Here is a 26,018-nt window from a genome sequence, read left to right on the forward strand (position 1 = left end):
TCGCTTGAAGTAAGTAGTTACTACCTACTAACTTCGGGGTCATGTCGCCGACACGGATGAGTGGGCAGGAGCGCCGCGAGCAGATCCTCGCGCTGGCCGAGGACGAGTTCGCCGGAGCCGGCTTGTACGGCGCGTCGACCGAGACGATCGCCCGTCGAGCGGGCATCACCCAGGCCTATGTGTTCCGGTTGTTCGGCACGAAGAAGCAGCTGTTCCTGGAGTGTGTGGACGCCGCGTTCGGGCGGATGACGCTGGCGATGCTGGCCGCCGCCGGCGGTGCGACCGGGATCGACGCGCTGACCGCGATGGGCCGCGAGTACAACGAGATGCTTGCCGACCGCACCACTCTGCTGCTCCAGTTGCAGGGCACCGCTGCCGCGGCCGCCGGTGACGGCGAAGTCCGCGACGCGGTCCGCGCCAGCTTCGGCCGCCTGTGGCAGGCCGTCGCCGACACCGCCGGCCTGGATCCGGTCACGGTGAAGGCGTTCCTGGCGTTCGGCATGCTCCTCAACACCAACGCCGCCCTCGATCTGCCCGCGGTCGACGAGCCCTGGGCCGAGCAGGCGCGGACCCGCATCCGGCCCGGTCTGTTCACCCACATCACCAGCGAGACCAACCGATGAACGACCGGCCGTCCCGCGATCACCTCATGTCGACGACCACCGGCAGACCCAGCTCGGACCGGGCTCTCGTCGGCGTGATCGTGTCTCTCGGGCTGCTCGTCGCCGTAGTGGGCAGTCTTGGCGCGCCGTTGATCACGGCGGTCGCGCAGCACTACAACGTGTCGCTGGCCGCCGCCCAGTGGACGCTGACGATCGCGTTGCTGTCGGGTGCGGTGACAACGCCGGTGCTGGGACGGCTCGGCTCCGGACCCCGACGGCGGAGCGTCGTACTGGTGACGTTGGGCATCGTCGTGGCGGGCAGCCTGCTGACGGTGCTCCCGCTTCCGTTCGCCGTGCTGCTGGTCGGGCGTGCTGCTCAAGGTGCGGGGCTCGGGTTGGTCTCGCTGATGATGGCGATCGCCCGGGACCACCTCGACGAGCGGCGCTCGGCCAGTACGATCGCGTTTCTGTCCGTCGCCTCGACCGCCGGCATCGGGATCGGATATCCGCTGGCTGGGTGGCTGACGGATCTCGCGGGCATCCGGGCGGCGTACGGCCTGGGACTGGTCGCGACTGCCGCTGCTCTGGTCGCAGCCGTCGCCGTGATTCCGCAGGCGCCGGCGCGACCGGCCAACCGCGTCGATCTGCGCGGTGCGCTGCTGCTCACCGTCGGTCTGCTCGCCCTGCTCCTCGTGATCAGCCAGGTCGGCCTCTGGCAACAGCACACCGTCCTCGCCGTGCTCATCCTCGTCGTCTCATTGCTGGTGCTCGCAGCCTGGACGATCGTCGAAGCCCGCACCGACAAGCCGCTCGTCGACATCCGGCTCCTGCGCCACCCGGCCGTTGCCGCCGCCAACCTCGTCATGCTCACCGGCGGTGTCGGCATGTATCTCCTGCTCAGCTTGATCACGCGCTACGTCCAGACGCCTGCCGTGGCCGGGTACGGGTTCGGACTGAACACGTTCGAGGCCGGTCTCGTGCTCGTGCCGTTCTCGCTGCTGGGGTTCGTCGCCGGGCGGCTCATGCCCGGTTTGAAGAGCAGGTTCGGTGCGCGGACGTTGCTTGCGGCAAGCACAACCGTCGTACTGATCGCCTTCGTTCTCTTCGCGCTCGCCCGTGACCACCTGGCCGAACCGGTGATCGCGATCAGCATCCTCGGGGTCGGCGTCGGCGCGTTCTCCGCCGCGATGCCGTCCGTCATCCTGGCCGCGACGCCGGCGGCCGAGACCGCGAGTGCGATGAGCGTCAACCAGGTCGTGCGCAGCGTCGGGTTCTCCATCGGCAGCGCGCTCGGTGGGTTCATCCTCGCGGCGTACACCACCGACGTCTTCCCGCACGAGACCGGCTACACCACCGCAGCCTGGGCCGGCGCGGCCACCACCGCCGCCACCCTGCTCGTCATCGCCGCTCTACCGGCGCAACGGCGGTAAATCGGTGGAACCGGTGGCACACCGGGAGGGAGGATGCGGGGTATGCGGTTGCTGACGGTCAATGTGGTGGAGAAGCTGATTCCGGGTCCGAAGGAGACCGGCTTCACGGCCATCGACAAGCGACCGCAGCCGGGGCGCGTGCCGGTCGGTGAACTCGGGCTGGCCGGCGACCGGGTATGCGACACCAAGAACCACGGCGGTCCCGACCTCGCGATCTACGCGTACGCCGAGGAGGACGCGAACTGGTGGGCCGCGCAACTGGGCCGGGAGATCCCGACCGGCCTGTTCGGGGAGAACCTGCGCACCGAGGGACTCGACATCACCGGCGCGCTGCTCGGTGAGGTGTGGCGGATCGGCGACGAGGTCGAGGTGATGGTCCGGGCGCCGCGGATCCCGTGCATCACCTTCCAGCACCGGATGCAGGTGCCGCACTGGGTGAAACGCTTCCATCAGGCCGGTCGCCCGGGTGCCTATCTGAAGGTGCTCCGGACCGGGACTATCGGCGCCGGCGACCCGGTCGAGGTGCTGAGCCGACCGGATCACGAGGTGACGATCGGCGAGATGTTCGGCGCCCAGGACCCACCGAAGATGCAACGCATGCTCGACTCCGGCGTCGACCTGATGGACGAACTCCGAGCCACCGCCCACCGCGCCGCGGCTCGCGCGTGAGCGCGCAGCAGACGGCCGGCAGAGGACTACTACCCGCACCCGGACCGCTCCGGCCGCTCGCTCTCGCCACCTTGCTCAGCCGGGTGGGCAATGGGTTGTTGATGACGGTCAGCGTGTTGTATTTCAACCGGATCGTCGGGCTGTCGATTGCTCAGGTTGGACTCGGGCTGACCATTGCGGGGTTGTTCGGGCTGTTGTCGGCGGTGCCGCTCGGGCATCTGGCCGATCGCCGCGGTCCGCGCACGCTGTTCGTCGTACTCAGCCTGATTCTCTGTGCGGTATCGCTGCTCTATCTGCTGGTGCACACCTTCTGGCAGTTCTTGATCGTCTCCGTGGTGCTCACCGTGATCGACCGGGGAGCGGGCGCCGTCCGGGCCGCGCTGATCGCTGCCATCACGCAGGGCGCCGACCGGGTCGCGGCCCGCGCCTATCTGCGCGCGGTGACCAACATCGGCATCATGGCCGGCGCCGGAATCGGTGCCTTCGCGCTGCACTTCGACACGGGTACGGCGTACCGCCTGATGTTCGTGCTCGACGCGGTGCTCAGTGCGATCGCGGCGTTCGTGATCCTGGCGGTGCCACGGGTGGCGCCGAATCCGCGTGGCGACGACGGACCGGTCTGGGTCGCCCTGCGCGACCGCGGGTACCTCGCAGTGGCAGCGCTCAACGCCGGGATGTCGATCCACTACGCGGTGTTCGACGTCGCGATCCCGCTGTGGGTGGTCGACCACACCGACGCACCGCGCTGGACGGTCGCGCTGACGCTGATCATCAACACCGTCGTGGTCGCGCTCTTCCAGGTTCGATCCTCGCGCGGGATCTCCGACCCGCCCGCGGCCGCGCGAGCCACCCGCACCGCCGGATTGTTGCTCCTGGCATCGATGGTGCTCTTCGCCGGCGCGTCCTGGGGCAACGCCGCGATCGCGGTCGGCCTGCTCGCCCTCGGCGCCCTGGTCCAGGTGATCGGCGAGCTCCTGCAGTCGTCCGGCTCGTTCCTGCTCAGCTTCGACCTCGCCGCCGAGCACGCGCAGGGTCAGTACCAGGGCGTCTGGAACACCAGCATGTCCATCAGCACGATGCTCGCCCCGAGCGTCCTGGCCCTGCTCCCGCTCGGTCTCGGCGTTCCGGGCTGGATCATCCTGGGCGTCTGGTTCGCCCTGATCGGCGTCCTGTTCGTCCCGGTCGTCCGCTGGGCCGCCGCTCGCCGCGAACAGATGCTGGTTGCGACGTAGCAGCGCGTCAGTTGGTGGGTTCGCGGTAGCCCAGCGCGGCGGAGATCTTGCGGGCGGCCTCGATCGCGGCCGGTGCCATCAGGGCGACCTGGGCGATCGACTGCTCGAGCGACAGTGTGGAGATGCTGACCGCGGCGATCGCGGTGCCGGTGTGATCGTGGATCACCGAGGCCACGCAGCGGATGCCGGGTTCGTTCTCCTCGTCGTCGAGCGCGTAGCCGCGGGCGCGGACCTGCGCGAGGTCGGCCTTGAGAGCGGCGGCAGTGGTGTGCGTCAGCGGAGTGCGGGCAGGTAGGCCGGTCCGGGTGATGTGCGCGTCGAGCGCGTCATCGTCCTTCTCGGCGAGGAGTGCCTTGCCGATGCCGGTGCAGTGCAGCCAGAACGCCTTACCCACCCGGGACGGCATCCGGTACGGCTTCGGCCCGTCGAGCCGCGCGACATAGATCGCCTCGTCACCGTTGAGCAAACCGACATGCACTGTGCAGCGGGTCTGCGCGACCAGGTCGGCGAGGACCGGGCGGGCGACGGTCGCGAGGTCGACGTTGGTGAGGGCGTGACCGGCCAGCCGGAGCGCCTTCGGCCCCGGATGGTACGAACCGTCCTCGGCCTGCGCGACGAACTCGTGCTCCACCAATGACGCCATGATCCGGTGCACCGTCGACTTGGCCAGGCCGGTCGCGTTGACCACGTCGGTGAACCGCGAGTGTTCCAGTACGGCGTCCAGCACCATCAGCGTCTTGTCGATCGCCGAGGGCGAGTTCTGGTCCGTCATCCTGCCACTCCTATCTGGCCAGCCAGCCGCCGTCGACCGCGAGCACGTGACCGTTGACGTAGTCCGCCGCCGCCGAGGCAAGGAAGACCGCGGCGCCGACCACGTCCTCCGGCCGCCCCCAGCGGCCGGCCGGGATGCGGTCCTGGATCGCCGCTTCGCGGACCGGGTCCGCGCGGAGGTCGGTGGTGTTGTCGGTACTGATGTACCCGGGCGCGATCGCGTTCACCTGCACCCCGGCCGGCCCCCACTCGTTGGCCAGCGCCCGGGTCAGTCCCGCGACCGCATGCTTGCTGGCAGTGTAGGCCGGAACGGTGACCCCGCCCTGGAAACTGAGCAGCGACGCGATCGTGACGATCTTCCCGGTCTCGGGGAGGCCGAAGTACAGGTAGCACTCGGTCCGGCGGTCGTGCGTGTGGGCGGGCATGGTGTTCCAGGTGCTGCCGGGGTGCAGCGTGGTCACGCCGAGAACGATCTGGCCGCTGCGTACGCCGTCCGCGTGGATGTACTGGTCGATCGTACGGCGGTTCGCGGTCTGCTGGTCGCCGAGCTCGAGGCGGTTGCCCTCACCGGGATTCACCTGCGTGGTGGGGAAGTCGGTGTGTGCCGGTGCCGAGAAGACGTAGAACGCCGCGTCCGGTCCGTCGAAGATCACCTCACGGACACCGCGGCCGACGTACAGGCAGGCGCCGGTGGTCAGCTCGTACTTGGTGCCGTCGGCAGTGACCGTGCCCGAGCCGCCGACGTTGACGATGCCGGCTTCGCGGCGTTCGAGGAAGTACTCGCTGCGCAGCTCGGGCCACGTGCCGAGCGTCAGCGGGCCGCCGGCGGGGTGGGCGCCGGCGAGGACGATCCGGTCGTGGTGGGTGAGCACCGCGGTGATCGCGTCCGGCGTGAAGAGGTCGTCGACCAGGTAGTGCGAGCGCAGCGCGGCGGTGTCGAAGCCGGGCACCTGAGCGGGGTGGGTGGCATATCTGACTTGCAGGGGCGGCTGTGCGTTCACGGAACAAGGTTCTATTCCACAGAACCTCCTGTCAATCATCGTCTTGGGGGAACTGGCGCAGGAGTTGTCCGGGTTCCGTGTCTTGACACTTAGTTCTGACTGATGGAACCCTTTCCGGGACTCGCTCATCCCGTCGTCGCGTTGCCGTTGGCAACTTTTCTGGCCCAACCCCAGGAGATCCCGTATGCCGAACATCACCGTCGAACTGCTCTCCGGCCGCACGCTCGACCAGCGCCGCGAGTTCGTTGCCGCCGTCACCGACTCCGCCATCGCCATCCTCGGCGCCAAGCGCGAGTCCGTCCGCATCGTCTTCACCGAGATCGAGAAGACCGACGTGGCCAACGGCGGCACCCTCGTCGCCGACGCGTAGGACGTCCCTCCCGCGGCCCGGCACCTCTTCGCCCCAAGGTGCCGGGCCGCGCCGCCCTCTCGGTGCCGTTGCGCAGGTCCGGTCCCTGAAATCCCGCGGCGCCCGGCCGGTCGAGCTATTACTCTGCGAGGCATGCGAGTAGGAGTTTTCGGAGCCACGGGGCAGGTCGGTAGCGTCATGCGGGAGCTGCTCATCGAGCGGAAGTTCCCGGTGGACGAGGTGCGGTACTTCGCGTCGGCGCGGTCGGCAGGGAGCAGGCTGCCGTTCGGGGACACGGAGATCACGGTCGAGGACTCCGCAATGGCGGACTTCGCCGGGCTGGAGCTCGCGTTGTTCTCCAACGGGAAGACGGCGTCCAGGGAGTTCGCGCCGAAGGTGGCCGCGACCGGGGCCGTCGTGGTGGACAACTCGTCCGCGTGGCGGATGGATCCCGACGTACCGCTCGTCGTCTCCGAGGTGAACCCGGGTGACCTCGACCACCTGCCGAAGGGCATCGTCGCCAACCCGAACTGCACCACGATGGCCGCGATGCCGGTGCTCGCCCCGCTGCACCGCGAGGCGGCGCTGACCCGGCTCGTCGTCTCGACGTACCAGGCCGTCTCCGGTTCCGGCGGCGTCGGTGTCAGCGAGCTCGAGGACCAGGCGCGGGCCCTGGTCGAGCCCGGCGGCAAGCTGGCCCGCGGCACCGAGGGGATCACCCTGCCCGAGCCCAAGGTGTACGCCGGCCCGATCGCGTTCAACGTGCTCCCACTGGCCGGCTCGATCGTTGCCGATGGCACCGGTGAGACCGACGAGGAGCAGAAGCTGCGGAACGAGAGCCGCAAGATCCTGCACATTCCGGACCTCCCGGTCGCCGGCACCTGCGTGCGCGTGCCCGTCTTCACCGGCCACTCGCTGAGCATCCACGCCGAGTTCGCCGAGCCGATCACCCCGGAACGCGCGACCGAAATCCTCGGCGGCGCCCCCGGCGTCGCGCTCGCCGACCTCCCGACGCCACTGCTCGCCGCGGGGCAGGACCCGTCGTACGTCGGCCGCATCCGCCAGGACCAGTCCGTCCCCGGCAACCGTGGTCTGGTTCTGTTCGTATCCAACGACAACCTACGCAAGGGCGCCGCCCTCAACGCGGTGCAGATCGCCGAACTCCTCGCCCAGCGCTGATCCCTGTACCGAAGGACGGGTAGTAGTCGGAGCCGTCCCGCCGCCTCCTGCCCCGCGCCCCGCGCGATTGTGCCCTGGAGCCGACCACTACCCGTCCTTCGGTACGCGACCACCCGCAAACTGTCTTGATCAGCAGCGGTAGAAGTCCTTGGTGTAAACGCCGTTGACCGCGCTGAGTGTGTGGTCATAGCAGCCATGACCGATCGAGCGGTAGCGGACGGTCTGGGTGCCGGTCGCGTGCCGCTGGTCACGCGGTACGCCGTAGATCCACGACGCGCGGCCGTCGTACGTCTCGGTGGTGATCGACTGCGTGGTGCGGGTCGTGTCGTAGATCGAGAGGTCGGTGACGACGTCGTACCCGCCGGGGATGGTTGCGTTGGGCAAGAACGTGAGTACGCCGGTCTTGCCGTAGCTCAGGTCGGTCCGGTCGACCTTGCCGCCGCTGATGGTTGTCGAGGTGTCACGCCAGCTCGCTGTGAGCGAGTCGCGCGACTCGCCGGCTTCCCAGACGTGGTCGGACACGTTGGTCAGCGTGCGCTGGACCGTCGTACGGATCCGGCCTTCGGACGTGTCGAGATAGCCGCTGATCTTCAGGCTGCGGGATGCCTTGGTGCGCACGGCTCCTGCCTCGCCCGGGGCGCCGGACACGTCATCGGTCTTGCTGAGCGGCGAGACGGCGTACGACGTGAGTCCGCCGTGCGTCTGGGTGCGGTGGGGGTCCTTCCACACGTGGAGGTTCGGGACGGTGAACCAGCCGCTCTGTCCGGCCGGCACTCCGGCCACGTGGACGCGGAACTCGTGCGGTTTGCCGTCGGTGAGGAGGCCGGCGAACGGGGTGAGGTCGTAGGTCAAGGGCTTGATGTCGAACGCGCGCGGGGCCGGGGACGGGCGCCAGGAGTACGGATTCGACCAGCCGCCGGTGTAGATGTACGGGTACGGCAGGGCGACGCCGGCCGGCTTGCCGTCGATCGAGACGTCGACCTCCCGGTACGGCGATCCGTCCGGGCACGAGTATCCGGTTTCGGCCGGGGCGGACGTGTCCCAGAACTCCTCGCAGCCGCCGCCGGATCCGGTGACATAGATCTCACCGAGCAACCGCGTGGTGTTCCGCGGGAGGGTCGCCGTACCGATCAGGTCGGAGTCCTCGCGGCGTTGGTCCTGCAGTGGCAGTACGGCGTCCGCGGTCTTGGCGGCGGGAGCGTTGCTCCCGGTGGTGTAGAAGTCGAGGGTGACGGTGATGTCGAGGACGCCGGTGTAGGTGTCGTCGACGACATTGCCGAGTTCCATCACGACCGGTTGCGGCGTACGGAGCAAGGGGATGTAGGCGGTGACGTCCTTCTGCACGTCCCAGGCGATGCCGTCCGTGCTCGGCTCCGGGGTGGACGTGCGGAAGACGCCGACGCCGCCGATCGTGATGTGGCCGAGGCGGTCGTACTGGACGCCCTTCACCTCGCCGTGCATCCGGAGTACGACCTTGGACCACGGGCCCTGGCATGCGGCCGGGGGAGTGTAGGTCGACTGGTACGGGTCGAAGTTCCGGAACTGGTTGCGGACGATCTGCACCTCGCAGTGCTTGGTGTTCGGTACGGCGACCGGTGGCGCCGGCGTGCGTGGATCGTCGTAGTCGGAGCCGAACTCCGGCGGCGGCGTCACCGCTGTGGCGGGGGCCACTGGGGTCGCCGCGGTGGCGGGCGCGAGAGGCAGCCAGCCGAGGAGTAGAACGGATAGTGAGACGAAGGCCACCGACCGTATGCGCATGTTGCGGAAACGTAATGGAGAAGGTTCAGGCGGGCAAGCGAGTGCCATGGTCAGGCATGCCTCGCAGCAATTACCCTCCGGTTACTTGACCCCCGATGGAGGCCAGTTATGAAGCCTGTCGCCGATTCCGGCCAGCTCGCCCTGCTCAGCAACCGCAAGGACACGATGGCCCAGATGTTCCTGGACCGCGTCGCCGCGACCCCGCAGCGCGAGGCGTTCCGGTATCCGGCCGGGGACCAATGGAAGTCCGTCACCTGGCGGGAGACCGACGAGCTCGCGCGCCGCCGGGCGGCCGGGCTGATCGCGCTCGGCGTCGAGCCGGAGCAGCGGGTCGCGATCGCGTCCAGCACCCGGATGGAGTGGATCGACTGCTACCTGGCCGCCGTACTGGCCGCGGCCGCGACGACCACGATCTACCCCTCGACGATGTCGTCGGACGTGGCGTTCATCGTCGCGGATGCCGACGTGCAGGTCGCGATCGCCGAGGACGCGGGGCAGGTCGACAAGCTGCGGGAGCACCGGGCCGAGACGCCGTCGCTGCACAAGGTCGTCCTGATCGACGGCACTCCACTGGACAGCGATGGGGATTGGGTCATCAGCCTGTCCGCGCTGGACTCGCTGGGTGACGCCTATCTGGCCGAGCATGCCGCGGTGGTCGACGAGCGGGTGGCGCAGATCAAGGCGGATCACCTCTGCACGTTGATCTACACCTCCGGCACGACCGGGCGTCCCAAGGGCGTGCGGTTGCCGCACTCGGTGTGGACGTACGAGGGCGCGGCGGTCGAGGGGATCCGGGTGCTCAGTCCGGACGACCTGCAGTTCCTGTGGTTGCCGTTGTCACACGTGTTCGGTCAGGTGCTGGTCGCCGTACAGTGCCAGATCGGGTTCGCGACGGCGGTGGACGGGCGGATCGACAAGATTGTCGATAATGCGGCGATCGTCCAACCGACCTTCATGGCCGCGGCGCCGCGGATCTTCGAGAAGGCGCACGCCCGGATCGTCACGATGATCGAGTCCGATGGTGGGGTCAAGGCTCGGCTCTTCCATTGGGCGTTCGGGGTGGGCGCGCGCGTGTCCACGCTGCGCCAGGCCGGCAAGGAGCCGAGCGGGTTGCTCGCGGCGCAGTTCGCCACGGCTGATCGGTTGGTGCTCTCGAAGATCCGGGATCGCTTCGGTGGGCGGATCCGGTTCTTCGTGTCCGGGTCGGCCGCCCTGGACAAGAAGCTGGCGGAGTGGTTCCACGCCGCCGGGCTGCTGATCCTCGAGGGGTACGGACTGTCGGAGACCGCGGCCGGCTCGTCGCTGAACCGGCCCACGCAGTACCGGCTCGGCAGCGTCGGCCCGATCTTTCCCGCCACCCAGGTCAAGATTGCCGAGGACGGCGAGATCCTGATCAACGGCCCCGGTGTGATGAGCGGCTACCACAACCAGCCCGCGCAGACCGCCGAGGTGATCGACTCCGACGGCTGGTTCCACACCGGCGACATCGGGCACTTCGAGGACGAGTTCCTCTTCATCACCGACCGTAAGAAGGACCTCTTCAAGACGTCCGGCGGCAAGTACGTCGCCCCCCAGGTGATCGAGGGCCGGTTCAAGACCATCTGCCCCTACGCCAGCCAATTCGTTGTCCACGGCAACAAGCGCAACTTCGTCTCCGCGCTGGTCACCCTGGACCCCGACGCCATCGTCGCGTGGGCCACCTCGAACGGCCTGACCGGCCGGCCGTACGCCGAGATCGTCACGTCGGACGCCGCCCGCGCAATGGTCCAGGGCTACGTCGACGAACTGAACGCCGGCCTCAACCGCTGGGAAACCATCAAGAAGTTCACCATCCTCGACCGGGACCTCACCATAGAATCCGGCGAAATGACCCCCAGCCTCAAGCTCAAACGCAAATACGTAGAAGCCCAGTACGCCGACCTCCTCGACAAGATGTACGAGTAACAACCGGGGAAGCCGACCCACGCGCGCCACGCGAATCGCACGGGGTGTACCGAAGGACGGGTAGTGGTGTGGCGTTTGCGGCGTCGTCGTGTGGAGCCGACCTTGGCGAGCGTGGTTCTGAGCAACCACTACCCGTTGTTCCGTACCGTCTATGACTGTTCGAGGAGCTGTTTCAGGGCGGCCAGGTTTGCGGCCACCGCGGACTTGACGCGGCCGAGTGCGATGGGCGCCAGGAGGTTCAGGGGGCGGGGGGCTTGCAGGTTGACGGTGTTGGTGAGGGTGGTGGCGGTTCCTTCGGGGTGGAGTGTGTAGGTGAGATGGGCGGGCAGGGCGTTGAGGGTGCCTTGGACGGTGAGCTTGTGGTTGGGGGTGAGCTCGATGATTTCCAGGGTTTCCTCTGCGTGGACAGGGATCGTCCGGGTTTGCAGGTAGCGGGTGCCGACGCTGGGCGGGCCGGAGGTGAGCTGTCGGGTTTCGGCGAGGGCGTAGTTCCATTGGGGCAGGTTTTCGAGGTTGGCCAGGTAGGCGAAGACCGTCGCCGGCGGACGTTCGATGGTGATCGTGTTGGTGAATTTCATCGGGGCCGCCGCGAGCTGTCGACCAGGCGTTGTGCTGCGGTCGGGTCGTGGGCCGGAAGGACGACCAGGCCGGGCAGGTGCTCGGCGAGGGCCAGGACTTTGTCGGTGGTGTGGGCGAGTGCACCGCGGTCACCGACTCCGGGGAGTTGGCGGCGTTCGAGCAGGCTCGACTCGTAGGTGAGGTCGCCGACCATGAGCAGTGGTGGCAGGTCGCGTCGGCGTACGAGCATCGAGATCGAGCCGGGCGTGTGACCGGGCGTGGGGAGCAGGACGATCGAGCCGTCGCCCATCACGTCGTACGCCTCGGTGAAAGGCTCGACGCCCACATCGCCGGCGAAGGTGACGTGCTTCCAGCGCGCGCCGGGTACGTCGATATGCGTGCGGAGGAAGCCGCGGGCCTCGGGGGAGAACCCGGACAGTTGGGCCCACTCCGCCGCAGTGATCAGGAGCTCGCTGCCGCCGAGCTGCGGGATCCCGCCGATGTGGTCCTGGTGCAGGTGGGAGATGACCGCCTTGTCGACGTCGGCGGTCGAGTACCCGAGGGTGCCCAGTTGCGCGTCGAGCGTCTCGTGCTCGGCGATGTGGAACTTGGCCAGCCGGTCGTACACGACACCGTTGAATCCGCCGGGGAAGTACGACGGATCCGTCACTGACGCACGGTCCTGGCCGGTGTCGAACAACACCAGTCCGTTCGCGTGCTCGACGACGTACACATTGATCGGCCGGGGCGGCAGCCACCGGCGCGAGGTGAGCAGCCACCAGTAGAGCGGCTTCTTCGAGCCGTGGGCGTGTTCGGGGTGGATCTCGACGCTGCCGGTGCTGATCACCGACACCGCCCGGACCGGGTCTCCGGTACCGGTGCGCGCCGGCAATCTGGTCGCTTCCGTGGACATGTGGACTCCTGAGGTGCTCATCGGCCCGACGGGTTCGGGGCCGAGGGCATCAGTCTTCGCCCGCGGTCGCGGCATGTCTGTGACTTTTGTAGTGCGCGGGAGTAACCGAGGTCACTCGTCGTCCGGGTTCCAGGTCTGGTCGTGGAGCCCGGTGGGGTCGAGGATGTGGACGCTGTCCGCCGAGGTGGCGACCAACCGCGCCAGCCGGAAATCTCGCAGTACTCGCGCCACCACCTCGCGGACCGAACCGACGGCATCCGCGAGCTCCTGCTGAGACACCTGGGCGACGAGCTCGCCGCGCGGACTCTGCTGGGTGGAGGCCAGGTCCAGCAGGTGAGCGGCGACCCGCTGTCGCACGGTGCCGAACGCGTTGACCGCGGTCTGCTGCAGGTTCTCGTACAGCCGGCGACTGAGCTCCTCCGCCATCGCCCACGCGACGCGGCTGTCTTTACGCGCGGCGGTCGTCAACAGGCCGGCGTCGATCCGGAACAGGGTGGAGTCGGCGAGCGTCTGTACGCCGACATCGGCCGGACCCGCGACGAGCACCGCAATCCCGAGTACGTCGCGAGCCCGCGCGTACCGGACCGTCACCTGACGCCCCTCGGGTGACGACATGTAGACGCGCAACAGCCCGCGCACTACCAGCAACGCCCGAGGCGCGGACCGCTCCCGATACAGCGTGTTACCCGCCGGGTACTCGATCCGATCACCTGTGGCGAGCAAGCGCTCGATCAACTCGGCCGGCAGTCTCCCAAGGAAACTCCCAGCCATCGCCGCCGCGACATCCCCATCGCCCACCGTCCAAGCATCCGCCACTCACCCCACCCCGAGCCAACCGGTTCCGGCGGCGGAGGTCATGGTTGCCTTCGGCCTGTCGTCAGGCGAGCGGACCTGCGACTCTGGAGTCATGGACGAGAGCGCGGCCGGCCCGCGCGACCTGAGTTCGCAGGCTCGATGGGCGATGGGGAAGGCCGCTCGGAAGCGGGCGCCGCGGCGGATCCATGCTGACTGGGAGCCGGCGGCCGATCGGCCGGATCCCCTCGACGTCCTCCAGGCACAGGCCGCGACCCGGGAGAAGGACCTGGTCCCGATTCGTTACGGCCGGATGCTCGCCTCGCCGTTCACGTTCTACCGCGGCGGTCCGGCGATCATGGCGAGTGATCTCGCCGCGAGTCCCACGAGTGGCATCTCCGTCCAGGCGTGTGGTGATGCGCACCTGGTCAACTTCGGACTGTTCGCCTCGCCGGAGCGGGACCTCGTCTTCGACGTGAACGATTTCGACGAGACGCTGCCGGGGCCGTGGGAATGGGATGTGAAGCGCCTGGCGGCGAGTGTTGCCATCGCCGCGCGGCAGAAGGGGCTCCCACGCCATCAGCAGCGTGAGGTGGCTCGGTTGACGGTGCGCGGTTACCGAGAGGCCATGCTGGACTTCGCTGGGTTGGCGACGACGGACCTGTGGTTTCTGCACATGTCGTCCGAGCAGTTGACCGACATTGCCGGCCAACTGGAGGCGGAGTTCGGGATCGAGGCACCGAAGCTTGCTCCCGACCGGCTGGAGAAGATCTTCGCGAGAGCCCGGGCCCGCGACAGTCTGGGCGCCTTCGCCAAGCTGTGCCAAAGCGACGGCGAGACGGTACGGCTCGCCAGCCATCCGCCGCTGCTGGTTCCAGTCCGGCAGCTGTCGGCCGGCGACGGCGCGAGTCGGGTTGCTGCGGGCATCCGGTTGGCCTTTGACAACTATCGGGCGAGCGTCAGCGACGCCCGGCGGGCGCTGCTCGACCAGTTCGAGATCGTCGACATGGCGCGGAAGGTGGTGGGTGTCGGCAGTGTCGGCACACGCTGTTACGTGGTCCTGCTGCGGGGCAAGAGCCGGGAGGACGTGCTGTTTCTGCAGGTCAAGCAGGCGGAGGCATCGGTTCTCGAGCCTCATCTGGGGGTCAGCAGCTATCCGAATCACGGGCATCGGGTGGTGGCCGGCCAGCGTCTGCTCCAGGCCCTGCCGGACTCGTTCCTCGGCTGGTCGACCATGCCGGACGGAAACGATTTCTACTTCCGCCAGCTCTGGGACATGAAGGGCGAGATCGACCCGTCGAAGCTGACTGTCGGCGGTCTGGGCATCTACGGCGCCCTGTGCGGATGGACTCTTGCTCGCGCGCACGGCCGAGGAGGCGACGAGGTGGCCATCGCGGGCTACCTCGGCAAGTCCGACACCTTCGACCACGCGATCGCCGACTTCGCCGTCACCTACGCCGACGTCAACGACCGCGACCACGAGCGACTCGCAGCCGCCGTCGCCGCAGGCACAATCAAGTCGGCAACCACACCCTGACCCCGGTGTTCCGGCGGGCGGCAGGCCGATGACACACGGATCTACTGGGTGCTGGAGGTTGCCAGCAGGGCGGCGTGTTTGCCGGTGGTCAGGGATTGGCCTTGGTCGATCATTTGTTCGGCGATGCGGTCTACGGCGTGGGAGAAGGCCTCGGAGTTGTCGGGGTCCCAGTCGGAGAGGCGGTCGAGCATCCAGTCGCGGAAGACGCCGACGAAACGCTGGAACATCTCCAGGCCGAGGGTGGTGAACCGGTAGTGGCCGAGGGTCTCGGAGAGGTAGCCGTCGGCAACCAGTTGGGTGGCGATGGGTTCGAAGACGCCGGGTGGGACGCGGAGGTCGCCGGTGATGTCGCCGAGGGTGGCGGATCCGGCGTCGGCGCCGCCGCGGAAGACGCGCATGATCATCCAGGCCTGGGCGACGTTCAAGGGGATGCCGGACTGGGCCAGGACCTCGGGGGCCGGGTTGCGTTTGTGGTGCTGGACGACTAGGGCGGCGAGGCGCTGGAGTTCGTGTTCGGAGTCGAACGACGCGGGGGCGGCGAAGTTCTCGCCGACGTCGCTGGCGGCCATCCGCGCGGTCTCGCGGAGCGGGACCTCCTTCAGCATCAGCGCGACCAGGAGACCGAGCGCCGCCACCGGCACAGCCCACAGGAACACGACATGCAAGGAGTCCGCGTACGCCGCTGTCACCGCCGGCCGGACCGAGTCAGGCAGTGAGCGCACACCGTCGACAGTCGTGACCACTTGAGGGTCAGCACCGGTGGTGCGAACCGCCTCGGCCAGGTGAACGGGCAGTTGATGCGCATAGATCGACCCGAAGACCGCGACCCCGAACGAGCTGCCCATCGTGCGCAGGAAGCTCACCCCGGACGTCGCGACCCCGAGGTCGGCGTAGTCGACGGTGCTCTGCACGACCACGGTCGGTACCGGCATGCACAGTCCCACGCCCACTCCGAGGACGATCATGAACCCCGCGGTCACGACGTACGACGTCTGGTTGTCCATCAGCGACAGCAGGAACAGGCCGACGCCGATCAGGACGGTCCCGACGATCGGGAACAGCCGGTAGCGGCCGGTCTTGCTGATGAACTGGCCGACCACGACCGACGCGACGAGCAGACCGCCGACGAGCGGCAGCATCTGCAGGCCGGACTCGGTCGCCGAGGCGCCATGGACGAACTGCAGGTACGTCGGCAGATACGTGACCCCACCGAGCATCGCGAACCCGATGATGAAGCTCAGCACCGCGCACACCGTGAACACGCCGGACCGGAACAACCGCAACGGCAGCAACGGCTCCGCGGCCCGCTGTTCCACCAGGATGAAGAGCCCGAGCGCGAGCAGCGACCCGATCGCCATCGAGATGATGAGCGTGGACGTCCAGGCGTGCTCGTTGCCGCCCCACGTGGTCACCAAGGTCAGCCCGGTCGCGGCGAGCCCGATGAACAGGATGCCGAGATAGTCGATCGTGGGTTTGACCGCCGCCTTCACCGCCGGCAGCGAGATCGAGGCGACGATCAGGACGACGATGCCGAGCGGGATGTTCACGTAGAACGCCCACCGCCAGCTCAGGTGGTCGACGAACAGCCCACCGAGCAGCGGGCCGGCCACGGTGGCGACCCCGAAGACAGAACCCATCACGCCCTGGTACTTGCCGCGTTCGCTCAGCGGTACGACGTCCGCGATCACCGCCATCGCGGTCACCATGATGCCGCCGGCGCCGAGGCCCTGGATCGCGCGCGAGCCGACCAGCCACAGCATCGAGTTGGCCATCCCGCACAGCGCGGAGCCGGCGAGGAACAGCACGACGCTGATCAGGAACATCCGCTTGCGCCCGTAGAGGTCGCCGAACTTCCCGACCAGCGCGGTCATGATGGTCTCGGCCAGCAGGTACGACGTGACCACCCAGGACAGGTGGTTCGCACCACCCAGATCACTAACGATGGTCGGCAGCGCGGTCGCCACGATCGTCTGATCGAGGGCCGCGAGTAGCATTCCGAGCATGATCGCGACCACGACCGCGTTCCGGGTGCCGCGCCCGATCGGCTGAGCCTCGGTGTCCATGAGCCGAATGTAGCTATTCCCGGACCGTCTGCCACTACAGAACGCCGGAGATCCGGTGACGAAATCGCCGGGAAGGGATGGTGGGCGCGGGTCCGTAGGATGGGTGGGTGCCGTCGACATTGCCCGAGGGGGAGGTTGCGCCCCGGGACGGAGCGTTGCCGCAAGCAGCTGTGCGCGAGGCCGGATCCCGGCCGCTGGGCTTCTATCTCCACGTGCCGTTCTGTGCGTCCCGGTGCGGGTACTGCGACTTCAACACCTACACCGCCAAGGAACTCGGTGGCGGCGGGTCACAGGCGTCGTACGCCGAGACCGCGGTGGCCGAGGTCCGGCAGGCCAGGCACGTCTTGAAGGAGCTGGACAAGCCGGTCGAGACGGTGTTCTTCGGTGGGGGTACGCCGACATTGCTGCCGGCCGGTGATCTCGGCAAGATGCTGGCCGCCGTACGGGACGAGTTCGGGCTGGCCCCCGGTGCCGAGGTGACGACCGAGGCGAATCCGGAGTCGGTGGACCCGGCGTATCTCGAGGCGCTGCTCGAAGCGGGGTTCACCCGGGTGAGCTTCGGGATGCAGAGTGCGTCGTCGCACGTGCTCAGGATTCTCGATCGGCAGCACACTCCGGGCCGGGCGCTGGAAGCGGTGAAGGAGGCGACGGCGGCCGGGTTCGAGCACGTGAATCTGGATCTGATCTACGGGACGCCGGGGGAGTCGCTCGACGAGTGGCGGGCCTCGCTGGAGTCCGCGTTGTCGGCGCAGCCGGATCATGTCAGCGCCTACGCGTTGATCGTGGAGGACGGCACCCAGCTGGCCCGCCGGGTACGGCGCGGCGAGTTGCCGATGCCGGACGACGACGATCTGGCCGACAAGTACGTGCTGGCGGACGAGATGCTGTCCGCTCAGGGCCTGAACTGGTACGAGGTGTCCAACTGGGCTCGCACCGAGGACGCGCGCTGCCGGCACAACGAGCTTTACTGGCGCGGCGACACCTGGTGGGGGATCGGCCCGGGCGCCCACAGTCATGTCGGTGGCGTCCGCTGGTGGAACGTGAAGCACCCCAGCGCGTACGCCGAACGCCTCGACGCCGGTGACAGTCCGGCGTACGCGCGGGAGACTCTCGACGCCGAGACCCGCCGAGTCGAGCGCGTGCTCCTCGAGGTCCGGCTCGCGGCCGGCCTGCCGCTCGACGTCCTCGACGAAGCCGGCCTTGCCGCCATCGACGCGGTCGTAGGAAACGGCCTGGCGACGATCACCTCGGCCGATGAGGATCGACTCGTGCTGACCCGCAAGGGTCGGTTGCTGGCTGACGCGGTGGTCCGCGACCTGCTGCCGTAACGATCAGGACCGATGACGACAAGCGCCTACCTGGGTGGCAGGCCACCGCGCTCGGCCAGGCGGCGCTCCGGCGCGGGAGCCGCTTCGGCGAGCAGTTGGGTGTACTCGTGCTGCGGATCGAGAATCACGTCGTCGGCCGGACCGTACTCGACGACCGCGCCGCGGTACAGGACCATGATCTCGTCGCTGAAGTGCCGGGCCGTCGCGAGGTCGTGGGTGATGTAGAGCACCCCGAGGTTCTCCTCGCGCTGCAGCGTCGCGAGCAGGTTGAGTACGCCGAGACGGATCGACACGTCGAGCATCGACACGGGCTCGTCGGCGACCAGGATCGCCGGCTCCGGCGCGAGCGCGCGGGCGATCGCGACGCGCTGCCGCTGGCCCCCCGACAGCTCGTGCGGTCTCCGATCGGCGTAATCCCCGGCGGGTTCCAGCCGTACCCGGCGCAAAAGGTCCAGCACGCGTTCGGTCACCTGGTCACGCGAGAAGCCGGGATGATGCAGGCGCACCGGACGGGCGAGGTGATGGCCGATCGTGTGGTAGGGGTTGAGCGACGCGAACGGGTCCTGGAACACCATCTGCACGGCCTTGCGATAGGCCGCGGCGCCGGCTCCTCGGTACCGCATGGGTTCGCCGTCCACCAGGATCGCGCCCGAGGTGGGCCGCTCGAGCTGCATCAGCAACTTGGCGATCGTCGACTTCCCCGACCCGGACTGACCGACCAGAGCAACGGTGCGCCCCGGTTCCAGTACGAAGCTCACCTGGTCGACCGCGCGCAGTCGCGTGGTCCGCAGACCGTCGCGCAGCCGGTAGTCCTTGACCACGTCCTGCATCTCCAGCACGGTCATCGTGCCTCCATCTCCTCGGCCACTGCGGCCTCCACCGTCTGCTCGGTCTCCTCCAGGGCGATGTCGTCACCGGGTACGCCGTTCCGGACGAAGCCGCCACGCTCGCCGGTCAGGCTGGGGAACGACGACAACAGGCGCCGGGTGTAGGGATGCTTGGGTTGCGTGTAGAGCGTCAGCGCGTCGTCCAGCTCGACGATCAGCCCGGCCCGCATGACCGCGATCCGGTCACTGATCTCGAGCAGCAGGGGAAGGTCGTGGGTGATGAAGACGACCGCGAACCCGAGGTCGGACCGCAGACGAGTGATCTCGTGGAGGATCTCCCGCTGCACGACCACGTCGAGCGCGGTGGTCGGCTCGTCCATGATCAGCACCTGCGGTTCGAGTGCCAGCGCCATCGCGATCATGACGCGTTGCCGCATGCCGCCGGACAGTTCGTGCGGATAGGCGCGGAGGCGGTCGCGATCGACGCCGACGCGTTCGAGTAGCTCACCGCAGCGTCTGCGGCGCTCCGTCCTGGACATCTCCGGCCGGTGCGTCAGGAAGACGTCTTCGAGCTGCTCCGCGATCCGCAGTACCGGATTGAGCGAGTTCATCGCGCCCTGGAACACCATCGCGATCTTGTCCCAGCGGAACGCCCGCAGGTCCTCGCCGCCGAGGCTCGACAGGTCGATGTCGTAGCCCTCGCGGGACGAGAACACGACGCGCCCGCCGGTGATGGACGCCGGCGGCTTCAGCAGGCGGGTGATTCCGTACGCGAGGGTCGACTTCCCGCACCCGCTTTCGCCGGCCAGGCCGAGGATCTCCCCGCGTCGCAGCGTGAGCGAGACCTCGCGTACGGCGTGCACGGTCGACTCGGCCAGATAGTCGATGCTGAGGTTCTCGATGCGGAGCACAGGGTCCGTCGTCATGCGCCCACCTCGGTCGCTGCCTTCTCCCGGTCGCGGCTCATGCTCCACTTGGCGCGTTCGGCACGCGTCTGCGAGCGGAGCTTCGGGTTGATGATCTCGTCGATCGAGAAGTTGATCAGGGACAAGGCCGCGCCGAAGAGGGCGATCGCCAGGCCTGGAGGTGCGAACCACCACCAGGCGCCGAGCCGGAGTGCGAGCCCGTTCTGTGCGTAGAACAGCATCGTGCCCCAGGTGAAGGATCCGGTGGCACCGAGCCCCAGGAACGACAGACCGGCCTCACCGAGGATCGCGAAGATCACCGCGAAGACCACCTGCGACGCGAGGAGTGGAATCAGGTTCGGCAGGATCTCGACGAGCAGGATCCGCCAGCGCTTCTCACCACTGATCCGCGCGGCGAGCACGTAGTCACGGCTGCGCACGCTGAGGGTGAAGCCGCGCAGCACCCGGGCCGAACCGGCCCAGCTCGTGATGGCGAGGACGGCGGCCACCAGCCAGATGGACTTGTTGGGCACGTAGCTGGAGATCACGATCACCAGCGGCAGGCCGGGAATGACCAGCATGATGTTGGTGAGGAGTGAGAACGCCTCGTCGGCCCAGCCGCCGACGAACGCGCCGACGACGCCGAAGAACGACGACAGCAGCAGTGTGATCGCACCGACCACGACGCCGATGACCAGCGAGCCACGGGTCGCGTAGGCGAGCTGGGCGAAGACGTCCTGACCGGTCTGCGTCGTTCCGAGGACGAAGCCGTGTCCCGGGCCGGTCAGTCCGATGTCCCGGACCGTCGACGGACTGCCGACGACCAGCGGGCCGATCAGCCCGAAGGCGACGATCAGACCGGCGATCCCGAGGCCGACGCCGAGCTTCACGGTCATCGGCGGCAGCCGGCGCCTCGGCCGGCTGACCGGCGACCCTTCCTCGGCGGCCGCCTGCGCCGCCCCTTCAGTGGTGATGGCCATCAGGTTCACCCTTCCTAGGACCGTGCACGGGTGCGTGGATCGATGACGCCGTACAGCAGGTCGACGAGCAGGTTCGCACCGAGGACCGCGAGCGTGATGATCAGGAACACGCCCTGCATCAGCGCATAGTCGTTGTTGCCGACCGCGAGCAGGAGCGCGGAGCCGATGCCGGGATACGAGAAGACCGCCTCGGTCACGATCGAGCCGGCGACCACGAAACCGAGGGAGATCGCGAACCCCGAGATGGACGGCAGGATCGCGTTGCGGGCGACATAGCGCGAGCGGATCCGGCGCGGGGTGAGTCCTTTCGCCTCGGCGGTGACGACGAAGTCCTCGGACAGGGTCGAGACCATCATGTTGCGCATCCCGAGCATCCAGCCGCCGATCGACGAGATGACGATGGTCAGCGCCGGGAGCGCGCCGTGATACAGGACCGATTGCGCGAACGGCAGGTTCCATCCCGGCGTGACGGAGTACACGTCGTACCCACCGTTGAGCGGGAAGACCGGCCAGGTGCTGCCGAGGAGGAACAGCAACAGCAGCGCCAGCCAGAAGTACGGCACCGACTGCAGCATCGTGGTGACAGGGATCAGGCTGTCGATCCACGAACCGCGTCGCCAGCCGGCGGCCCGGCCGAGCAGGATGCCGACGGCGAACGAGATCACCGTCGCCAGACCGATCAGGCCGACGGTCCAGGGCAGCGTCTGGCCGATGACCTGGGAGACCGGCACCGGGAAGTACGCGATCGACGTACCGAGGTTGCCGGAGACGAGCTGGTGCAGGTACTTCGTGTACTGGTCCCACAACGACGCGTTGGTGTCCGTCCCGAGCAGCGCCTGGATCGCTGCTCGGGTGGTCGGCGTGACCGGGCCCTTGGTGGCCAGCTTGGAAAGCATCAGGTCGACCGGATTCCCCGGCATCAGCCGGGGAATCAGGAAGTTCAGGGTCAGCGCCGCCCAGAGGGCGACGACGTAGAAGGCGACTTTCCGCAGCAGGTAGTGCACGGCCGGCCCGCGCTCAGTTGGCGGGCTTGATCGTCTTGAGGACGATCCCGGCGTCCCAGGCCTTCCAGGCCGCGGGCAGCACGTAGGTGTCGTCCTTGGTCGGCCAGCCGGTCGCGCGCGAAGTGTTGAACTCGGTCAGCATCGAGTTCACGTAGATCGGGATGTAGGGCAGCTGGTCTGCGATGACCGCCTGGATCTTGGCGTACTCCGCCTTCTGGACGGCCTTGTCCGTCGTACCGGCCGCCACCTTCAGCGCCGCGTCGACGACCGGGTTCGAGAACCGCGCCTGGTTGCCGGCCGTGGCGTTCTTGCCGACCGGCATCGTGTTCGCGGTCGCGAGCTTGCCGTCGTAGGTGAAGTACGGGTTGGTGGACGCACCGAGGCCGACGGAGTCGAGCGACAGCTGGAACTTCCCGTTCGTCTGGGCGGCGTTCCACTCGTTCCACGAGACCTGGCTGGGCTTCAGTTCGATGCCGACCGCGGCCAGCTGCTGCTTGAGTGTGTCGTTGATCGAGATGTAGTCGCTCCAGCCGGTGACGGTCTGGACGGTCAGCGACAGACGCTTGCCGGCCTTGGTCCGTACGCCGTCACTGCCCTTGGTCCAGCCGGCCGCGTCGAGGGCCTGGTTCGCCTCGTCGGCGCCGGCGCTCTGCGGAAGCTTGGCGGAGCCGGCGTCCGCGATCCAGTCGTCGTCGCGGCCTGGGAGCAACAGCGTCGGCGATCCGACGCCCGCGACTCCGCCGCCGGCCAGCTTGGCGAGCTGCTCGCGGTTCATCGCCAGGTAGATCGCCTTGCGAACGGCAGGGTCGGTCTGCGGTCCAGTGCATCCGAGGCCGGAGTTGGAACACGTCACGAGCACCGTCGTCATGACCGGAGTGTTGACGTACGTCAGGTTCTTGTTGGACTTGATGATGTTGTCGATGCCGGGCAGGTAGGCACTCGCCCAGTCGACCTTGCCCGCGACCAGGGCCGCGCTGGCGGCGTCCGCCGACTGGACCGGGAGGTAGCGCACCTCCTTGATGATGGGTTTGCCCTGCTCCCAGTACTGGTCGTTCTTCGTCAGCACGTAGCTCTGCGGCGTGAACGACTTCAGCTTGAACGGGCCGGTGCCGACCGGATTCTCGTTCAGGTTCGTCGTCGGATCCTTGATTTCCTTCCAGATGTGCTCGGGCACGATCGCCTGGTTGGCGAGTACGGCGGGCTCCTGCATCAGGGACTTCGACTTGAACGTGAGGACCGCGGTGTCGTCCGCGGTGGCCTTGGCTGTGGCGGCGAGGCCCGAGGGATTGAGCGCAGGGGTTGTCGCGACCAGGTTGAACGTGAAGGCGACATCCTTCGCGGTGAACGGCTGGCCGTCGTTCCACTTGACGCCCGGACGGAGCTTGATGGTGAGCTCGGTTCCGGCCGCGTTCCAGGAGTAGCCGGTGGCGAGGACCGGCGTCGGGTCCGACTGCTTCGCGAAGTTGTACCAGTAGAGCGGCTCGTAGATGACGCCCAGCGTCGGCTGCAGCGCGGTGGTGCTGAACGGGTTGAAGTTCTTGGCGGTGATATCGCCGGCCGCGACAGTGATGGAGGCGTCCTTGGCGGCGGCCTGGTCGCCGGTGGCGGTGCTGGAGCAGGCACCGAGCAGGAGGGCGGTGGCGGTCGCGGTGGCCGCGACGCTCACCAGGCGCCGCGTCCTCGTACGGTTCGTCGGGTTCCGGAGCATCGATCGATTCCTTTCCGGGCAGGGATCCGCACGAACGCGGTCCTTGGAACGCGTCACCCGGCACCCGGCCAGGGAAGCTGGGCGGTAACTTAGTTGGCCTAATAAACTTGGCGCAAGGGTTCGCGACGGTAACGATTCGACCGCGCTGGGTGCAGGGCGGGGCGGCTAGGCCGAGACGGCGTGCTCGGACTTGAGCATCAGCAGCGCGGCCCCGATCGCGGCCGCGTCGTGGCCGCGCTCGTCGAGGACCACCTCCGTGCCCACGCTGCGCCCGAAGACCGAGCTCAGGATCCGCTCCTGGAGGATCGGCAGGTAGATCGTTCCGGCGACGGCGAAGGCGGGGCCGGTGAGGACCAGGAGCTGTACGTCGTACATGTTGGCGATCGTCTGCGCGCCCAGCGCGATCCACGCCGCGGAGTCCCGGATGATGGCCTCGGCGCGGGAATCTCCGCTCAGTGCCAGGCGGGCAATGGCGGCGAAGGCCGCGACACCGGAGTGCCGGTGCGAGCCGAGGTCGAGCCCGGCCGCGCGGGCCTTGGCGACGACCGCGGCCGGTCCGGCGAGTGCCTCCAGGCAGCCGGTACCTCCGCACCAGCAGCGCGGACCGCCGATCTGGACGCAGATGTGCCCGACTTCGCCGGCGTTGCCGTGCGCGCCCTGATAGACGTTGCCGTTGAGCCGCAGGCCGGATCCGATGCCCTCGCTCATGAACAGGGCGGCCATCACCGAGACGTCGTGGCTGGTGGTGAGGCGAGTGCCCGCGGCCGCCGCGGTGGCGTCGTTCTCGAGCAGCGCCGGCAGGCCGAGTCGCTCCTCGAGGCGGCGGCGGACCGGGAAGCCGACCCAGCGCGCCATCGACGGCGGGGCCGAGGTCACCCCGCGGTTGCGGATCAGCGGACCGGGACAGACGAAGCCGAGGCCGAGGACGAGCGCCCGATCGACGCCGGCCCGCTCGATCAGCTCGCCGGTCTCGATCGCCACCCGCTCGACCACCTCCTCGGGGTCGCTCTCGTCGCCCGGCCCGTCCCGTCGCCAGCGGGCCACCACGCCGCCGGCGTAGTCGACCAGTACGTAGGTCAGGCTGTCCGCACTCAGATGGACGCCGACGACGTACCGCGCCGCCGCTTGGATCTGCAGCAACGTGCGTGGTTTGCCGCCGGTAGCGGTGGACGTGCCGCGACCGGCCTCGGTGACGAGGCCGTCGTCGATCAGCCGGCGGACGACCGCGGTGACAGACGGTGCGGTGAGGCCGGTGAGCTGGGTAAGTTCGACGCGGCTGAGCGTGCCGGCGGAGCGGATACGGTCGACGATGACGGCGCGGCTGCTCGTCGGCGCCGGACCGTAGCCCGGCGACCGCGAGGAGTCGCTGACCTGCTGCATCGGTACATCCGCCTCTGCCCGGTTAGTTAGATCTGTGAATATAGTGGGATCCGTTGCCTAGGAGGGCAGTGTATGCAGGACATGACGTCCCGGGATCGCATCGCCGGGCTGGTCCTGGCGCGTCCTGGGCGGGTCCTCGGGATGGAACCGTTCATGGCCGACGTCGTCCAGGGGATCGAGGAGTACTTCGCCGGGCGCGGCTGCAGCCTGCTCATCGAGTTCACTCACTCCATCGCCGGCGAGATCGCGATCTGGCGTCGATGGGTGGCCAACGACCACGTCGACGGAATCGTCATGGTGGATCTCCGCAGCGGGGACCCGCGGCTCGCCGAGCTCGAGCGTCTGCGGACGCCCGCGGTGCTGCTCGGTGGGCCCGAGTTGCGGGCGCCGATCACGAACGTGCTGGTCGACAACGCCGAAGGTGCCCGCGCGGCTGTTCGCGCTCTGGCCGACCTCGGTCACCGCGACATCGCCCGGGTGAGCGGCCCACGCGACATGGTGCACTGCCAGGCCCGGGACGAGGCGTTCATCGCCACCTGCACGGAGCGGGAGGTGTCCGGGCAGGTGATCGAGGGGGACTATTCCGAGGGCTCGGGCCGGGCGGCGACCCGGCAACTGCTGACCGGCAGCCGGGTCCCGAGTGCCGTTGTCTACGACAACGACCTGATGGCGATCGGCGGTCTCACGGTGGCGAAGGAACTGGGCGCCAGGGTCCCGGACGAGTTGTCGGTCATCGCCTGGGACGACACCGCGGTGGCCCGGCTCGCGCATCCTCCGTTGAGTGTGGTGACCGTCGACGTCCACGGCCTCGGCACGATCGTCGGCGAGGCGATCCTCGCGGTGATGGACGGCGCCGGGGTGACGACGTACCAGGTGCCGAAACCGACGATCCGGCTGGCGCAGTCGACCGCCGCCGTGAGCCGGGACTGAACGGGGACGAAGGCACCCACGCGAACACGTGCGGACAGAGCGATTTCCTCCACCGGTCACGCGGTGATCTTCAGCGGTCACTGGGTGAAGTGGGGCTTGACATATCCAGTGAATACCCTCGAAGCTCAGCACACTTTCGCGATCCGAGAGCGCTCTCA

Annotated in this window: 23 protein-coding genes; 10 read left to right on the forward strand and 13 right to left on the reverse strand. The window is 68.3% G+C overall.

What is annotated here, in order from left to right; translation table 11 throughout:
* The first annotated feature begins 41 nt into the window (after positions 1-41).
* The 4 genes from OG555_RS26600 to OG555_RS26615 are packed head-to-tail and all read left to right on the forward strand — an operon-like array spanning position 42 to position 3,933.
* The gene (locus OG555_RS26600; RefSeq protein ID WP_329475273.1) at positions 42-623 is read left to right on the forward strand and encodes a TetR/AcrR family transcriptional regulator; all 582 of its coding nucleotides are present in this window, start codon (positions 42-44) and stop codon (positions 621-623) included.
* Complete coding sequence (locus OG555_RS26605) at positions 620-2,032, forward strand: MFS transporter (protein WP_329475274.1); 1,413 nt, start codon at positions 620-622, stop codon at positions 2,030-2,032. The genes OG555_RS26600 and OG555_RS26605 overlap by 4 nt, the downstream gene beginning before the upstream one ends.
* A gap of 42 nt (positions 2,033-2,074) precedes the next feature.
* Entirely contained in the window at positions 2,075-2,701 is a 627-nt protein-coding gene (locus tag OG555_RS26610; protein WP_329475275.1) for an MOSC domain-containing protein, read from the forward strand.
* Positions 2,698-3,933, forward strand: coding sequence for an MFS transporter (locus OG555_RS26615; protein WP_329475276.1), 1,236 nt, complete (start codon positions 2,698-2,700; stop codon positions 3,931-3,933). The genes OG555_RS26610 and OG555_RS26615 overlap by 4 nt, the downstream gene beginning before the upstream one ends.
* A 7-nt stretch (positions 3,934-3,940) precedes the next feature.
* Here the strand turns inward: OG555_RS26615 and OG555_RS26620 are convergent, their stop codons facing one another.
* Both OG555_RS26620 and kduI read right to left on the reverse strand, forming a co-directional pair.
* A complete protein-coding gene (locus OG555_RS26620) occupies positions 3,941-4,705 on the reverse strand; it encodes an IclR family transcriptional regulator (protein WP_329475277.1) in 765 nt (254 codons plus the stop codon).
* 10 nt (positions 4,706-4,715) lie between these two features.
* Positions 4,716-5,705 carry a 5-dehydro-4-deoxy-D-glucuronate isomerase gene (gene kduI, locus OG555_RS26625; protein WP_329475278.1) on the reverse strand — a complete coding sequence of 330 codons (990 nt, stop codon included), beginning with the start codon at positions 5,703-5,705 and terminating at the stop codon, positions 4,716-4,718.
* A gap of 184 nt (positions 5,706-5,889) precedes the next feature.
* Between kduI and OG555_RS26630 the strand changes: the two genes are divergently transcribed.
* Positions 5,890-6,075 carry a tautomerase family protein gene (locus OG555_RS26630; protein WP_131497191.1) on the forward strand — a complete coding sequence of 62 codons (186 nt, stop codon included), beginning with the start codon at positions 5,890-5,892 and terminating at the stop codon, positions 6,073-6,075.
* 132 nt (positions 6,076-6,207) lie between these two features.
* On the forward strand, positions 6,208-7,233 hold the full coding sequence (locus OG555_RS26635; RefSeq protein ID WP_442914447.1) for an aspartate-semialdehyde dehydrogenase: 1,026 nt from the start codon (positions 6,208-6,210) through the stop codon (positions 7,231-7,233).
* A 129-nt stretch (positions 7,234-7,362) separates the two neighbouring features.
* Here OG555_RS26635 and OG555_RS26640 read toward each other — a convergent pair whose 3' ends face one another.
* Positions 7,363-8,991, reverse strand: a complete 1,629-nt coding sequence (locus OG555_RS26640; RefSeq protein ID WP_329475279.1) for a peptide-N4-asparagine amidase — start codon at positions 8,989-8,991, stop codon at positions 7,363-7,365.
* Positions 8,992-9,099: 108 nt separating this feature from the next.
* Here OG555_RS26640 and OG555_RS26645 point away from each other — a divergent pair, with 108 nt between their 5' ends.
* Entirely contained in the window at positions 9,100-10,935 is a 1,836-nt protein-coding gene (locus OG555_RS26645; protein ID WP_329475280.1) for an AMP-dependent synthetase/ligase, read from the forward strand.
* Between the two features lie 149 nt (positions 10,936-11,084).
* Here OG555_RS26645 and OG555_RS26650 read toward each other — a convergent pair whose 3' ends face one another.
* From OG555_RS26650 to OG555_RS26660, 3 genes are all read right to left on the reverse strand, one after another.
* Positions 11,085-11,513 carry an SRPBCC family protein gene (locus tag OG555_RS26650; protein WP_329475281.1) on the reverse strand — a complete coding sequence of 143 codons (429 nt, stop codon included), beginning with the start codon at positions 11,511-11,513 and terminating at the stop codon, positions 11,085-11,087.
* A complete protein-coding gene (locus tag OG555_RS26655) occupies positions 11,510-12,406 on the reverse strand; it encodes an MBL fold metallo-hydrolase (protein ID WP_329475282.1) in 897 nt (298 codons plus the stop codon). The genes OG555_RS26650 and OG555_RS26655 overlap by 4 nt, the downstream gene beginning before the upstream one ends.
* 111 nt (positions 12,407-12,517) lie before the next feature.
* Entirely contained in the window at positions 12,518-13,204 is a 687-nt protein-coding gene (locus OG555_RS26660) for a Crp/Fnr family transcriptional regulator (RefSeq protein ID WP_329475283.1), read from the reverse strand.
* Positions 13,205-13,313: 109 nt separating this feature from the next.
* On the opposite strand from OG555_RS26660, the gene OG555_RS26665 reads away from it, so the two are divergent.
* Complete coding sequence (locus OG555_RS26665; protein WP_329475284.1) at positions 13,314-14,735, forward strand: DUF2252 domain-containing protein; 1,422 nt, start codon at positions 13,314-13,316, stop codon at positions 14,733-14,735.
* A gap of 41 nt (positions 14,736-14,776) precedes the next feature.
* Here the strand turns inward: OG555_RS26665 and OG555_RS26670 are convergent, their stop codons facing one another.
* A complete protein-coding gene (locus tag OG555_RS26670) occupies positions 14,777-16,798 on the reverse strand; it encodes an MDR family MFS transporter (RefSeq protein ID WP_329475285.1) in 2,022 nt (673 codons plus the stop codon).
* Positions 16,799-16,905: 107 nt separating this feature from the next.
* On the opposite strand from OG555_RS26670, the gene hemW reads away from it, so the two are divergent.
* Positions 16,906-18,126, forward strand: coding sequence for a radical SAM family heme chaperone HemW (gene hemW, locus OG555_RS26675; RefSeq protein WP_329475286.1), 1,221 nt, complete (start codon positions 16,906-16,908; stop codon positions 18,124-18,126).
* A gap of 26 nt (positions 18,127-18,152) precedes the next feature.
* Here hemW and OG555_RS26680 read toward each other — a convergent pair whose 3' ends face one another.
* The 6 genes from OG555_RS26680 to OG555_RS26705 all read right to left on the reverse strand — a co-directional run bounded on the left by OG555_RS26680 (position 18,153) and on the right by OG555_RS26705 (position 24,930).
* Entirely contained in the window at positions 18,153-18,971 is an 819-nt protein-coding gene (locus OG555_RS26680) for an ABC transporter ATP-binding protein (RefSeq protein ID WP_329475287.1), read from the reverse strand.
* Positions 18,968-19,879 carry an ABC transporter ATP-binding protein gene (locus OG555_RS26685; RefSeq protein ID WP_329475288.1) on the reverse strand — a complete coding sequence of 304 codons (912 nt, stop codon included), beginning with the start codon at positions 19,877-19,879 and terminating at the stop codon, positions 18,968-18,970. Before OG555_RS26685 ends, OG555_RS26680 begins: the two co-directional genes overlap by 4 nt.
* A complete protein-coding gene (locus OG555_RS26690; protein ID WP_329475289.1) occupies positions 19,876-20,838 on the reverse strand; it encodes an ABC transporter permease in 963 nt (320 codons plus the stop codon). Before OG555_RS26690 ends, OG555_RS26685 begins: the two co-directional genes overlap by 4 nt.
* A gap of 14 nt (positions 20,839-20,852) precedes the next feature.
* Complete coding sequence (locus OG555_RS26695) at positions 20,853-21,842, reverse strand: ABC transporter permease (protein ID WP_329475290.1); 990 nt, start codon at positions 21,840-21,842, stop codon at positions 20,853-20,855.
* Positions 21,843-21,855: 13 nt separating this feature from the next.
* The gene (locus OG555_RS26700) at positions 21,856-23,550 is read right to left on the reverse strand and encodes an ABC transporter substrate-binding protein (protein WP_329475291.1); all 1,695 of its coding nucleotides are present in this window, start codon (positions 23,548-23,550) and stop codon (positions 21,856-21,858) included.
* Between the two features lie 165 nt (positions 23,551-23,715).
* A complete protein-coding gene (locus OG555_RS26705) occupies positions 23,716-24,930 on the reverse strand; it encodes an ROK family transcriptional regulator (RefSeq protein ID WP_329475292.1) in 1,215 nt (404 codons plus the stop codon).
* A 72-nt stretch (positions 24,931-25,002) separates the two neighbouring features.
* Between OG555_RS26705 and OG555_RS26710 the strand changes: the two genes are divergently transcribed.
* Positions 25,003-25,860 (forward strand): LacI family DNA-binding transcriptional regulator, encoded by an 858-nt coding sequence (locus tag OG555_RS26710; protein WP_329475293.1) that lies wholly within the window; start codon positions 25,003-25,005, stop codon positions 25,858-25,860.
* Positions 25,861-26,018 lie beyond the last annotated feature (158 nt).

This window comes from Kribbella sp. NBC_01484, assembly GCF_036227145.1.
Lineage (GTDB): Bacteria > Actinomycetota > Actinomycetes > Propionibacteriales > Kribbellaceae > Kribbella.

Coding starts and splice junctions, on each gene's coding strand:
- OG555_RS26710 (WP_329475293.1), top strand. CDS start 25,003: ATGCAGGACATGACGTCCCGGGATCGCATCGCCGGGCTGGTCCTGGCG.
- OG555_RS26635 (WP_442914447.1), top strand. CDS start 6,208: ATGCGAGTAGGAGTTTTCGGAGCCACGGGGCAGGTCGGTAGCGTCATG.
- OG555_RS26680 (WP_329475287.1), bottom strand. CDS start 18,971: ATGACCGTGCTGGAGATGCAGGACGTGGTCAAGGACTACCGGCTGCGC.
- OG555_RS26665 (WP_329475284.1), top strand. CDS start 13,314: ATGGACGAGAGCGCGGCCGGCCCGCGCGACCTGAGTTCGCAGGCTCGA.
- OG555_RS26690 (WP_329475289.1), bottom strand. CDS start 20,838: ATGGCCATCACCACTGAAGGGGCGGCGCAGGCGGCCGCCGAGGAAGGG.
- OG555_RS26645 (WP_329475280.1), top strand. CDS start 9,100: ATGAAGCCTGTCGCCGATTCCGGCCAGCTCGCCCTGCTCAGCAACCGC.
- OG555_RS26705 (WP_329475292.1), bottom strand. CDS start 24,930: ATGCAGCAGGTCAGCGACTCCTCGCGGTCGCCGGGCTACGGTCCGGCG.
- OG555_RS26700 (WP_329475291.1), bottom strand. CDS start 23,550: ATGCTCCGGAACCCGACGAACCGTACGAGGACGCGGCGCCTGGTGAGC.
- OG555_RS26670 (WP_329475285.1), bottom strand. CDS start 16,798: ATGGACACCGAGGCTCAGCCGATCGGGCGCGGCACCCGGAACGCGGTC.
- OG555_RS26620 (WP_329475277.1), bottom strand. CDS start 4,705: ATGACGGACCAGAACTCGCCCTCGGCGATCGACAAGACGCTGATGGTG.
- OG555_RS26600 (WP_329475273.1), top strand. CDS start 42: ATGTCGCCGACACGGATGAGTGGGCAGGAGCGCCGCGAGCAGATCCTC.
- OG555_RS26630 (WP_131497191.1), top strand. CDS start 5,890: ATGCCGAACATCACCGTCGAACTGCTCTCCGGCCGCACGCTCGACCAG.
- OG555_RS26655 (WP_329475282.1), bottom strand. CDS start 12,406: ATGTCCACGGAAGCGACCAGATTGCCGGCGCGCACCGGTACCGGAGAC.
- OG555_RS26640 (WP_329475279.1), bottom strand. CDS start 8,991: ATGCGCATACGGTCGGTGGCCTTCGTCTCACTATCCGTTCTACTCCTC.
- OG555_RS26685 (WP_329475288.1), bottom strand. CDS start 19,879: ATGACGACGGACCCTGTGCTCCGCATCGAGAACCTCAGCATCGACTAT.
- OG555_RS26605 (WP_329475274.1), top strand. CDS start 620: ATGAACGACCGGCCGTCCCGCGATCACCTCATGTCGACGACCACCGGC.
- OG555_RS26650 (WP_329475281.1), bottom strand. CDS start 11,513: ATGAAATTCACCAACACGATCACCATCGAACGTCCGCCGGCGACGGTC.
- OG555_RS26610 (WP_329475275.1), top strand. CDS start 2,075: ATGCGGTTGCTGACGGTCAATGTGGTGGAGAAGCTGATTCCGGGTCCG.